8 protein-coding genes are annotated in these 12,018 nt (G+C 49.2%); 3 read left to right on the top strand and 5 right to left on the bottom strand.

Translation table 11 applies throughout. The features are described from left to right. A complete protein-coding gene (locus VIS48_04425) occupies positions 1-999 on the bottom strand; it encodes a glycosyltransferase family 2 protein (GenBank protein ID HEY9165384.1) in 999 nt (332 codons plus the stop codon). A gap of 288 nt (positions 1,000-1,287) precedes the next feature. Between VIS48_04425 and VIS48_04420 the strand changes: the two genes are divergently transcribed. After that, a complete protein-coding gene (locus VIS48_04420; GenBank protein ID HEY9165383.1) occupies positions 1,288-1,452 on the top strand; it encodes a hypothetical protein in 165 nt (54 codons plus the stop codon). A 48-nt stretch (positions 1,453-1,500) separates the two neighbouring features. Here the strand turns inward: VIS48_04420 and VIS48_04415 are convergent, their stop codons facing one another. From VIS48_04415 to VIS48_04405, 3 genes are read right to left on the bottom strand one after another with little or no spacing between them, the layout of a single operon-like run. Continuing rightward, a complete protein-coding gene (locus tag VIS48_04415) occupies positions 1,501-4,668 on the bottom strand; it encodes an efflux RND transporter permease subunit (protein ID HEY9165382.1) in 3,168 nt (1,055 codons plus the stop codon). Positions 4,669-4,705: 37 nt separating this feature from the next. Next, positions 4,706-5,770, bottom strand: coding sequence for an efflux RND transporter periplasmic adaptor subunit (locus tag VIS48_04410; protein ID HEY9165381.1), 1,065 nt, complete (start codon positions 5,768-5,770; stop codon positions 4,706-4,708). Beyond that, positions 5,767-6,510 carry a TetR/AcrR family transcriptional regulator gene (locus tag VIS48_04405; protein ID HEY9165380.1) on the bottom strand — a complete coding sequence of 248 codons (744 nt, stop codon included), beginning with the start codon at positions 6,508-6,510 and terminating at the stop codon, positions 5,767-5,769. The genes VIS48_04410 and VIS48_04405 overlap by 4 nt, the downstream gene beginning before the upstream one ends. A gap of 187 nt (positions 6,511-6,697) precedes the next feature. On the opposite strand from VIS48_04405, the gene VIS48_04400 reads away from it, so the two are divergent. Next, positions 6,698-8,788, top strand: coding sequence for a M28 family metallopeptidase (locus tag VIS48_04400; GenBank protein HEY9165379.1), 2,091 nt, complete (start codon positions 6,698-6,700; stop codon positions 8,786-8,788). 87 nt (positions 8,789-8,875) lie between these two features. On the opposite strand, the gene VIS48_04395 is transcribed toward VIS48_04400, so the two are convergent. After that, positions 8,876-9,316, bottom strand: a complete 441-nt coding sequence (locus VIS48_04395) for a GNAT family N-acetyltransferase (protein HEY9165378.1) — start codon at positions 9,314-9,316, stop codon at positions 8,876-8,878. Between the two features lie 200 nt (positions 9,317-9,516). Between VIS48_04395 and VIS48_04390 the strand changes: the two genes are divergently transcribed. Further along, positions 9,517-11,481, top strand: a complete 1,965-nt coding sequence (locus VIS48_04390; protein ID HEY9165377.1) for an ABC-F family ATP-binding cassette domain-containing protein — start codon at positions 9,517-9,519, stop codon at positions 11,479-11,481. Positions 11,482-12,018: the final 537 nt, after the last annotated feature.

Genomic DNA, 12,018 nt, shown 5'->3' with positions numbered 1-12,018 from the left:
CTAATTAAATACCTTCTCTTTGATCACATATTCTTCAGTCACGTTCGTCCTCGTAATCATTTCGCCCAAAAGTCCAATTGAAATGAATTGAACGCCGACGATAATCAGAAGAATGCCAACCGTGAAAAGAGGTCGATTGCTGATTGCTGTTTTTCCCAGTGCCCATTCAATTGTCAACTCGAGATCAATCGCGATTCCCACCAGCAGCGTAATCAAACCGATTCCACCGAAGAAGTGAAGCGGTCTCCTGCTGTACCTGGTAGTGAAAATGACCGTGACGAGATCCAGGAATCCGTGCCAAAACCTGCTCAGGCCAAATTTAGTCTTTCCGTATTTCCTCGGATGATGAAGCACCGGAATCTCGGCAACTCTGTAGCCGGCCCAGTGAGCAAGAGCCGGAAGGAACCGATGCATCTCACCGTACACTTTTATATCCTGGACCACTTCCCTTCGATACGCCTTAAGCCCCGAGTTGAAATCGCGAAGCTTCATCCCTGTCATCACTGATGTCACAAAGTTAAAGAACTTGGACGGGATTGTCTTGCTGAGCGGATCATGCCTCTTCTTTTTCCAACCGTTCGCGAGATCGAACCCTGACTCGAGCTTCTCTACAAGTTTTGGGATTTCGTTAGGATCGTCCTGAAGATCGGCATCCATCGTGACAACTATTCGTCCAATCGCATGTTGAAAACCCACCGATAGTGCAGCGGACTTGCCATAATTACGGCGGAAACTTATGTACTTGTACCTCCTGTTCTTACGGTGGATTTCGCGGAGCAACCTCAGCGAATTGTCCGTAGAACCGTCGTCGACGAAGATGACTTCATATGTTGCATTCATCCTGTCGAGCACGTCCCTGAGTGAAAGCGAGAGAGGCATCAAAGATTGATCCTCGTTGAGGAGCGGAATCACAACGGAAATATCGATTCTCTTGGGAGGTCTATTTTGAATCGGCCGGTGATGTTGCTCTTCGTTTGGTCTTTGGATGGTTTCGCTCATTCTGATACCGATATTTTTATCAAAAAATACCTTTGACGCGGCAAAGATGCAACGAAACGTGGTGATTTGTACCGCCACCGCGGAGCCTTTCACTTTTTCGCTGCATGTGAGCCTTGGCACAGTTTCTTAGGCAAACGCAGAAGAAAATAGGCGAGTCCTTGATTGAACGGCCTGCTGTTGGTAAATTTCATCGTTGAAGTTGGTAAATATCTAAGTGAATGTTTAGTAAAAACAAATATCTCATCAAATCGGACTTCCGCGAATTCTTTGTCATGGGATTCCGGGCAAATGGAAAGCTTTTTGGAAATGTCTAAGTTCATGAAAGTGGTTGGGTTGCTCTTCCTCCCGATAGCGGCCATTCTGATCGTAGCGGCAATGCTAAATGGCAGAGCAGGAAAAATCGGCAAGGGCTTCTTCATTCAGGAATACGACGAACAAAATATTTACGGATAATAAGGGTCGCTGACCACCGTTTGGGCTGCGGCTGAATCCCCTCCTAGATCATTTTCCTTGTTGAGCCACTGGGTCCGCATATTGCGGTCTCGGTTTGATTCTTATTGACGAGAGCCAACTCAATTGCCGGAATAGCGCCGGGAATTTTTGCTTCAACCCGTCGACGTATGTGTACATCACGGGTATGAGGACAAGCGTCAACAGGGTTGAGCTGATCAATGCCCCGATGACTATGATTGCCATGCTCTGCCTGATATCGCTCCCAGCCCCGAGTCCCAGAGCCAGCGGCAGCATTCCGAGAACCATCGTTGCTGTCGTCATCACTATCGGCCGCAATCTGGTAGGACCGGCTTCGAGTATTGCCTCCTTCATTCCGAGTCCGCGCGCACGAAGAGTGTTAGTGTAGTCAACAAGCAGGATCGCATTCTTTGTTACAAGTCCCACGGACATGATGACACCGATCATCGAGAATGTATTGAGCGTCTGCCCGGTCAGGAAAAGGGCGATCAGCCCTCCCACCAGTGCAACCGGAAGTGAAAACATGATTGTGAATGGATGCGCATAGGATTCGAACAGGGACACCATGATCATATAAACGAAGAGTATTGCCATTCCCAGCGCCAGCCCCATGTCGCTGAACATGTCCGACATATTCTCGTTGTCGCCGCCAAAGAAGACTTTAATATCCGAAGGCAGATTCAGAGAAGCGATTCCGGTCCGTATGTCTCTCGTTGCGTCGCCGAGGCTTCGTGAGCCGGTCAGGTTTCCGAGAATCGTGACCAGACGCTCACGATCCTTCCTGTCGACCTCGACCGGTCCATTACCGCTGACTACTTCCGCAACTTGATTCAGATAAATCTGCTTGCCGGACCGCGACATCAATGTGAGATTGCCGACATCAGAGATTCGATTTCTATTCTGTTCTGCAAGCTGTAGCCTGATGTCATAGTCCGTGCCGTTGTCGCTGTATTTTGTGACCACGTTTCCCTGGATAGCCGTCTGAAGTGCTGCCGCAATTTCGCCGAGCGTTAAGCCGAACGATGCAGCCTTCTCACGGTCGACAATCACCTGCAGTTCCGGTCGCGCGTTCTCCCACGTACTCTTCACATCCGTGACTCCGTCGGTCTTCGTCATGATATCCGAAACCTTCTGAGACGCAGACACGACTTCTGATAGATTCGCGCCCTGAATTTCCACTTCGAGTGGTGAATAGTTGGCGGTACCCCACATGCCGATGACGCTCGCCCTCCCGCTCACTCCCGGAAAATTATCCGCAATACTCCTGACATAAGCCATTTCACGGTCGGTGCTTGCCGTTCGCCTCCACGCCGGCACGAGTTTGATTTGGATTTGCCCGACGTTTGGTGTGGTGGATCTTGAGAACATCTGTTCGGACATTCCGACCGTACTGAAAAATCGTTCTATGTTGGGATCCTCCTTCAGGCGATTCTCAATCGCAGCGATAGTCTCATCGGTTTTCTCAATAGGAGTTCCCACCGGCATCTCGACGATTAAAGCGAATTCTCCCCTGTCCGCCTGAGTCATGAACTCTGTGCCGATCAAATGCAGCGGAAGCGGGATAAGACTAACCAGCAACGCGATGCCGCTTATTCCGAGAATGGTCTTCCTTCTCTTTAGACCCCAATCGAGAAGTTTCCTGTAGCCGGCGTCGAGCCGTTTCTGCAAATCTTCAAACCAAATAATGAACCGACCTAAGATTGTAGCGTCCGTGTAATGAGTGAGCTTAGACCATTTTGATGCGAGCATTGGCGTCAATGTAAACGAGACAAAGAGTGAGATTAGAGTCGAAACAACGATTGTCAACCCGAATTCCCGGAAGATTTTGCCGACCAGTCCACCTACCATCGCAATGGGGAGGAACACGACCACGTCAACGAGAGTAATCGCTATCGCGGCGAATCCAATTTCACTCCGCCCATTAATGGCGGCAGTCTTTTTATCCTCGCCTTTCTCCAGATGTCGGTGAATGTTCTCAAGGACAACTATGGAATCATCAACGAGAATGCCTATCACAAGGGCCAGCCCCATCGTAGAGACAAGATTGACGGTGAATCCCATTGCATACATGAAGAAAAAAGTGCTGATAAGAGAGGTGGGTATAGACAGTAGGACAATCAGCGAATTGCGAACCGAATGGAGGAACAGGAAAAGCGTAATTGCCACCATGAGTACGGCAAGTCCAAGATCGCGCCTCACTTCGTCTATCGAGTTGCGGGTGAAATCGGTTATGTCCTGGGCAATAGTGAATTTCAGATTACGATCGGTATACGTTTTCTCCAGACGCGCCAGCTCTTTTTGGACGCCGTCGCTCGTCTTAACCGAGTTTGCGTCCGAAGTCTTTTGAATAATCAACCCAATGGCGGAAGTACCCTCAATCCTGCTGAAGGTCTGATCTTCCTGTTTATAAGTATCCCTTACGTCGGCTATATCGCTCAAATGCACAACACCCCTGGAAGTCGACGCGATTACCATATTACGAAGCTCATCGAGGCTCTGGAATTTCCCTGAAAGTCTCACGGTAAACTCGCGTGTTGCGGCAGTTACCGTTCCCGCCGGAAAATCCAAGTTGTCGTTGCCGAGCGCCTGCGCCACTTGCATCAACGACATGTTGTAAGCCCTCAATCGTGCATTGTCAACCTCCACTCTTATCTCACGCTGCTTCCCGCCGACCAGAGTAATACTCGCTACACCCGGAACCTGCTCAAGAGCGGGTTTAACATTGTCCTTTATGAACTGATACAATACAACCGGGCTCATCGATCCTTCAGCGGAAATTCTCACGATGGGAAAAGAATTGAGATCGGCTTTCTGGATCTTCGGCGCTTCAGCTTCTTTCGGAAGGGTGGAACGAACCATGTCCACATTTCTCTGCACGTCGTTCACCGCAGTGTTCAGATCTGTGCTGAACCCGAACTGCACGACAATTATCGAAACGTTTTCCCTCGAGTAGGAGCGAATATTGTCGATATTGTTTAATGAGCTCAACCCATCCTCAAGAGGTTTGGAGATGTCGTTCTCAACCTCTTTCGGTCCTGCTCCCGGATAAACGGTCGCTACGGTGACAATCGGCCAGTCCGTCTTAGGCAAGAGGTCGACACCCATTTGGTTGTATGAATACAATCCCAGAACAGCCATCGCAACAAAGATCATCGTGATGAAAGCCGGGCGCTTTATCGCAATTTCTGTAAGTCTCATTTTAGATCAACTCCCTGACGACGTCTCGACATCTTTTTCAGTTGTCTATCGTGTATCTGACTCTAGCACCATCCCTGATGTTCTGTTGTCCGAAGTCTACCACCAGATCGCCTGGATTAAGTCCTGACACGATCTCAATAAGCGAATCATTCTTTGATCCGACGCTGACATGTTTCAATGAAACCAAAGAATCTTTCACGACAAATACCGACGGAGAATTTGCTCCCCCCTCGATCAGCGCAGCCACGGGAACGACAAGCGCTCCGGAATCTCCCAAAGCGGTCAGCTCAGCCTTGGCGAACATCCCGCTTCTTAGAGACAGGTCACGATCATTTGGTAATTCGATCTCAGCCTGAAAGGTCCTCGTCTGCAGATCAGCTTTCAAAGCAATCGTCTCCACATTTCCCGAAAACTCACGATTCGGAACTGCATCCGACTTAATCTTGACCTTGCGCCCGATACTGACATACGAAACGAAGTTTTCAGGAATTCCTACCTTCAGCTTCATACGGCTATCGTCGACGACGGTTGCGATCTTGGTACCCGGAACCACCATTTGGCCAATCACAACAAATTTCTCCGCCAGCCTGCCGGCAATCGGGGTCCTCAAGAAAGTATAGTCATAATTTCTCTGTGCAAGCTTTAATTGCGCGAGTCCGGCTTTAGCTCCTACCTCCGCATTCTCAACCTGTGTTTCCGAAACAGCATTCTGAGAGAACAGCTCCTTTACTCGTTTCAAATCCGCATCTGCTTTCATGCTATTCACCCGTGCGGACTCGAGGGCAATTTCCTGCAAATCGTTTTCCACCTCAGCAATGCTCGAATTTACCCGGACGTATTCTTTGACCTCGGTATTGATCTTGGTGATCTTACCGCTTGTCTCCGAAATGATGTCCGCTTCATGGATACCCTCGAGCGTGCCGGTCATATCAAGACTTCGTGAAACCGACCCATGTTCCACTCTTGAGACCGTCACAGACATTATCGAAGACTTTGCAGCATCGCTACCTGCCGAGGATTGGGAACGCAACCTCAGTATGACCACCGCCCCGATGAATAGTATCGATGCAACAAAGATCAGCATCAACCTCTTCGATTTCATTTTTTCTTAACCCCCTTTAGACGTCTTGACATCTTTTTTGTTTTCACATGGACTTCGCGTGACGACTTATCTTTCGGATCGCGGCTTAGAAGAAGACTTACCAAAAACGTCACACATTTATCATACAGTAAGTCGTATTCGACTTGGTGCAGAAAAGATTCCTTGCTGATGTACTTGTTGTCACGCATAGATTCCGCGCGGCCTTTCAAATTGAGAACGCCGCTCAATGAAACCCAAAACAATATCACTGCTTCATAGGAAGATAGTTCTTTCCGAAAATCACCGGCTTCCATTCCTTTCTGCACAAACTTCGCGACGTAACTCAATACCTCGTCACTCACTTTTTCAAGTTCTGACAGCACATCCGGTGATACCTGTTCATTCGCCACGGGACTTTCAACCATCGCCAGCATTTTGAAAAGGTAGTTCTCCTTCCGGCTGAAGTTGCGATAAGCCTCCGCGAATCCATGAATGATTTCTGAAGGCGACCTTTCTTCGGGACCTGTGGCTTCGAACATCAGTAAAAGTTTTCGGAGTCCAAGAGCCATCAGAGAAAAGTAGAGATCTTCTTTGCTGCGGAAGTACAGATAAATCGTCCCTTTGCTCACCTCGGCTTTTTCGGCTATTTCATCCAGTGTCGCCCCATAGAGACCTTTGTCGAGGAATACGGACTGGGAAGCAGCAAGGATGGCATCATGGCGCATCTGCTTTTCCCGCTCTTTTCGTTCAGGAATGCCCATTTTACTCTCCTGACAGATGTAGTTTGTACATGACCGTCGGTCAGTGAATAGGCCTTTGATCATCAAATCGATAAGCACGAAACGACTTAACTTACGACAAATCGTGTAATATTGTTACGCCAAAATTGGATTTGACGAAACGTCACTTTATTTTTGGCATTAGTGCCAATTGAAACCGGAGTGGAAAATGAGAAGGGATGTTTTTGTTGCCATAACAGGAATGTTACTCACAGCTTCAGTGGTTTTCTCCCAGTCGGAAAGTGAATATGAGGCGAAGTTTCTTGGATATCCGAATGCTGACAGTTGCAGGAGAAATTTGTTTATCCTGACACAGGAGCCTCATATGGCTGGAAGTCCGGATGACAGCCTGCTCGCGGTGTTTGTAAACAATCGTCTGCGGGAGTACGGCATCAATTCAGAGATAATTACCTATTATGTCTATCTCCCATATCCGAAAGTTGAGGAGCTCGAAATGACTCAACCGGAAGACTATAAATTCGATCTTATGGAAAAAGGATGGAGCTGGGATAAAGACAGTTACAATTCGACCGCCGTGATTCCCTTTAACGCGTATACTCCGAGCGGCGATTTGAAGGGCCAGATCGTTTACGCCAACTATGGTCTGCCTGAAGATTACGAATATCTTGAACAGGTCGGAATCGATGTCCGCGGAAAAGTTATGCTTGTGCGATACGGAAGAAGTTTTCGCGGAATAAAAGTGAAAGTCGCAGAGGAACATCACGCGGCGGGTGTAATTATTTTTTCCGATCCGGCCGATGATGGATATGTTGAGGGAGACATATATCCGCGCGGACCCATGCGGCCGAAAGATGCGGTTCAGCGCGGAAGTATTCAGGATCTCACAATCTATCCCGGAGACCCGCTGACACCAGGGTACGCTTCTACAAGAGACGCGAAGAGGATTCCGCTGAATCAGGTTACGGATCTCCCTCATCTCCCGTGTTTACCTATATCGTATGGAAATGCCGAGAAACTTCTGTCCAATCTTGCGGGACCGCCTGTACCGGATGGTTGGCAGGGAGGACTTCCCTTTCATTATCATATCGGACCGGGTGCAACCGAAGTCCATCTCACGATTGAAATGGACTACGAGATAAGACCGATCTGGGATGTAGTAGGTACGATACCCGGTCGAGCCGACCCCGAAGAAAAAGTTGTTGTCGGTAACCACCGGGATGCCTGGGTGTATGGTGCGGTTGACCCGAACAGCGGGACAGCATCGCTCCTTGAGACCGCGCGCGGGCTTGGAGAACTTCTGAAGTCGGGTTGGCAGCCTAACAGGACCATCGATATATGCTCGTGGGATGGAGAGGAATTCGGCCTGATCGGGTCGACAGAGTGGGGCGAGCAAAACGCAATTGACCTCACGAAGAATGCAGTCGCATATATAAACATCGACGCGCCGGTAAGCGGGACAAACTTCGGATCAAGCGCGGTACCCTCGCTCGATAAGTTCATCATGGACGTAACAAAATCGGTAACTGATCCCAAGATTTCAAAGAGCGTATTCGACAGCTGGTATATGAATCAGAACAAGAATTACTTCATGAAGCACTCGCAAGTGCCCGATACGGCAACGACGCGGTTGGGAAGACTGGGAAGCGGATCGGATTACACGGTCTTCCTTGACCATCTCGGCGTTCCGTCATTTGATTTCGGATTCGGCGGCCCATACGGAGTTTACCATTCAATGCTCGACGACTTCTTTTGGATGGAACATTGGGGTGATCCGACGTTCCAGTACCACGCGACTGTCTCGAAACTGCTTGGCATCGCGATTCTCAGACTGGCAGACGATGAGCTGCTTCCATTCAGGTATTCAGATTACGCGAGACAAATTTCAAATTATGTGGATGAAAGAGAAAAGAAGGCTGCGGACCTCGATAAGCTGAAAGGAATTGATTTCAAGTCAGCTGAGGCCGCCGCAGACAGTTTTGTGTCTGTGACACGGGAATTGGATTCAGTCTTAGCACTGGATAGGTCGCCTGACAACGAACAGGTTAATTCGGATTTAATGCGGATTGAAAGAGCATTCACAAATGATGCAGGCTTGCCGCAAAGTCCATGGTTCAAGCACCAAATCTACGCGCCGGGATTCTACTCCGGCTATGGGACACAGCCGATCCCGGGTGTCGCGCGGGCTATCGACAGCGGAAGTCCCGATGAACTGCAGAAAGAGCTGACCGTTCTTTCCGAAGACCTGGAGAAAGCGACCGACATAGCGCGGCATATCACGGAGAACCTGTCCAAGCGCTGACTGCCCCGCGCACTGGGCACAAATACATTTTGACTCCACGCGGGTGACTTGTTAGGGCGGGATTCGAGAAGTTACCGGAGTTATGAGCTAGATTGATTTCTGAAGGACGGATTGTTTCTTCGTTTCGCTGAATCCGAGCGTGCGATAAAAGATATTAGACTCTACGCGTTTTACATTTGTTCGGACCCTGATTGACTGCTGACCAATTTCTTTCGCCCACCTTTCGGCCTTTTCAACAAGTTTCCTCCCTATTCCCCGGGTTCGCGACTTTTCGTCGACAACAAGACCGACTATTTCCGCGAATTCACCCGACTCAATCGTTATTCTGGATGCACACTGGATCCAACCGACAACCAGTCCCTCAATTTCGGCGACCCATACCCGATGCTCACGCTCTGAGTCTATTTTCTTCAAACGTGACAGCACCATGTCGGGATTTGCTTGGTATCCAAGTTGACTACACAACTCAGATACTCGAACCACATCTTTTTCAGTGGCTTTTCTTAAATCGATTTCAATATCGTTCATTAATCACCTCTTAACGGAAGAACGGCAAGACTTGTTATCAGGAACACCGCGTAAAAATAGCTTGCAGATGGCTAATAGCAAACACCCGGTATCCTGATTCAGGTCGAATCCGCTTCTGATAAAATCCATCTCCATTAATATTCCGCATTCTGATTATATTTTTATCTCAATTACTGCATCTGGAGAATCGTTGGAGTGAAATGTTAAGCGCGAAAGATCTGACAATCCAATTCGGAGAGCGATTTCTCTTTCGTGGATTCTCATTCACGGTGGGCGCTCATGATCGAATCGGTCTTGTCGGACCGAACGGCGCGGGGAAATCGACCCTGCTCAAGACTGTTGCGGGATTAGTGCAGCCGGATCGGGGAGAAATCGGCAAGGCGCGATATGTGACGGTGGGATACCTTCCGCAGGAAGGCATCGCATCGTATGGAAAGACACTCTTCGAAGAAGCCGAGACCGCATTCGAAGACGTGATACAGGTGAGACAGGAGATAGATGAGGCGCACAAGCGGCTTGAGGAACTTGATCCTGCTGCCGCCGAATACGCGGACACACTCGAAGTTTTCGGCGAGCTCCAGCACAAGCTCGAAGACCTGGACGCCTTCCGGATGAAGTCTCGGATTGAACAGGTGCTCATCGGGTTAGGTTTCGTTGAGTCGGATTTCCACCGTCTGACAGACGAGTTCAGCGGCGGTTGGCAGATGCGGATAGAGATGGCGAAGCTCCTCCTCAAAGAGCCCTCTGTTCTCCTCCTCGACGAGCCGACGAACCACCTTGACATCGAGTCTCTTCAATGGCTGGAGCAAAAACTCAGCTCCTACAACGGGGCAGTCATCCTCGTGTCACATGATCGGGCGTTCCTCGACAATCTCACAAAGCGGACTTGGGCACTCAGTCTCGGGCGACTCGAAGAGTATTCCGGGAATTACTCGTTCTATGAAAAAGAAAAAGAAATCCGAAAGGAGCAGAAGCTAAACGCGTTCAAGAACCAGCAGCAGCAGATCAAACAGACCCAGCAGTTCATTGACAGGTTCAGGTATAAAGCGACAAAAGCCCGACAGGTACAGAGCAGAATAAAACATCTCGAGAAAATGGAACACATCGAAATTGAGGACAACGAAGAGGAGATCCATTTCCATTTTCCCGAGCCGAGGGCGAGCGGACACACCGTGATGGAGCTAAGGAACGTAAAGAAGAGCTACGGCGTCACGAAGGTTTTCGACGGATTGAGTTATCTTGTCGAACGGGGAGACAGGATTGCGGTGCTGGGAGTCAACGGAGCAGGCAAATCAACGTTTGTCCGAATACTTGCGGGGGTGGAGGCGGTCGATTCGGGTGAAATCAAAACCGGCTACAACGTCATCCCTTCTTATTTCGCCCAGCACCAGGCAGAAGAGCTCGAGCTGACCAGCGACGCGCTGGGGATTGTCGACAGCGCGGCTACAGGCGAAGTGCGGACCAAGATAAGAACCATATTGGGTGCATTCCTATTTCATGGCGACGACGTATTTAAGAAAGTCTCTGTTCTATCGGGAGGAGAAAAAAGCAGGCTGGCGCTTGCCAAGATGCTTCTGCAGCCTGCTAACTTTCTGATCATGGATGAACCCACAAACCATCTCGACATGAAGTCGAAGAGGATTCTACAGGAAGCTCTAGACGAATTCAAAGGAACATTCGTGATAGTCTCACACGACAGATCTTTTCTTGATCCATTGGTGAACAAAGTTGCAGAATTTCGTCACGGGGCTGTGAGGACATTCCACGGCAATGTCAGTGATTATCTGTGGAAGAAGAGGCAGGAGCAGGACATTTCGACTGAAGTCGCGAATCAATTGCCGGCTGTTGACCGAGATGGGAGCGATCTCAGGCCGGATCTCTCCGTGAAGGGGAGAAAGCGCCTTGAAGCGGAGAAGAGGAACGAGCTCTCGAAGAAGTTGCGGCCATTGAAAGAAGAGTTGATGACAATTGAAGAAGAAATATCCCGGATGGAAACAAGACGAAAAGAAATAGAAACAATGATGGCCAGGCAGGACTTTTATAAAAACGGTGAAGAAGCAAGGGAAGCTTCAGTTGAGTATCGGGACTTGGTGAAGAGTTTGGATGGATCCTATTCCAGGTGGACAAGATTGACAGAAGAGATAGAGAACCTACAGAAGGCGTAAAACGATCCCTCCGGTCAACTGAAGGGTGACTGGGTCAATTCAAAATCGAGCTTGCTTTTCTCGTTCATTCGGCGGACAACGGGGGGAGGATCCCGGTTTCTACCAGCACGCGTTCCGCCTCTTCCACCTCTTGATAAGGGACCATCAGTTTAAGTTCGTTAATAATATGGCCATCGTATTCCCCTGACGCGCGAAACAATGTGTACTCCGGGGCACCGAGAGATATCGGACTCGCTTTTCTGGAATAAAGAGTGGGATGTAAGCCCTCCTGCTTCAGGCAAGTTTCCGCATACTGCATTTGAAGGATGTCGTTACCACCGAGTACTCTTGCGTTTCCCGCAATGAGCTCGTACTTGCAGTGCTAGGTGCATAAGAACGTCTTGTTAACCCACAGTCCGCAATCCGTACAAAACGGGCTGGAACAGATGACGCATGCGCCTTCAGCTAAAGCACCGGGATGATTTGCACAATCGACATTTTCCTTGAAGAGACTCCCGCAGTTCGGACAAAAATCGTTATCCGGCGCGGTCGGGGAGC

The sequence above is a fragment of the Candidatus Kryptoniota bacterium genome, from assembly GCA_036567965.1.
Taxonomy (GTDB): domain Bacteria; phylum Bacteroidota; class Ignavibacteria; order Kryptoniales; family JAKASW01; genus JAKASW01.
The sequence above is the reverse complement of the archived record's forward strand: the minus strand, read 5'-3'. Positions and strand labels throughout refer to the sequence as shown.

Bases quoted from the DNA above. Each gene is read 5' to 3' on its own strand.
- VIS48_04425 (HEY9165384.1), bottom strand. From the start codon at position 999: ATGAGCGAAACCATCCAAAGACCAAACGAAGAGCAACATCACCGGCCG.
- VIS48_04420 (HEY9165383.1), top strand. From the start codon at position 1,288: ATGGAAAGCTTTTTGGAAATGTCTAAGTTCATGAAAGTGGTTGGGTTG.
- VIS48_04415 (HEY9165382.1), bottom strand. From the start codon at position 4,668: ATGAGACTTACAGAAATTGCGATAAAGCGCCCGGCTTTCATCACGATG.
- VIS48_04410 (HEY9165381.1), bottom strand. From the start codon at position 5,770: ATGAAATCGAAGAGGTTGATGCTGATCTTTGTTGCATCGATACTATTC.
- VIS48_04405 (HEY9165380.1), bottom strand. From the start codon at position 6,510: ATGGGCATTCCTGAACGAAAAGAGCGGGAAAAGCAGATGCGCCATGAT.
- VIS48_04400 (HEY9165379.1), top strand. From the start codon at position 6,698: ATGAGAAGGGATGTTTTTGTTGCCATAACAGGAATGTTACTCACAGCT.
- VIS48_04395 (HEY9165378.1), bottom strand. From the start codon at position 9,316: ATGAACGATATTGAAATCGATTTAAGAAAAGCCACTGAAAAAGATGTG.
- VIS48_04390 (HEY9165377.1), top strand. From the start codon at position 9,517: ATGTTAAGCGCGAAAGATCTGACAATCCAATTCGGAGAGCGATTTCTC.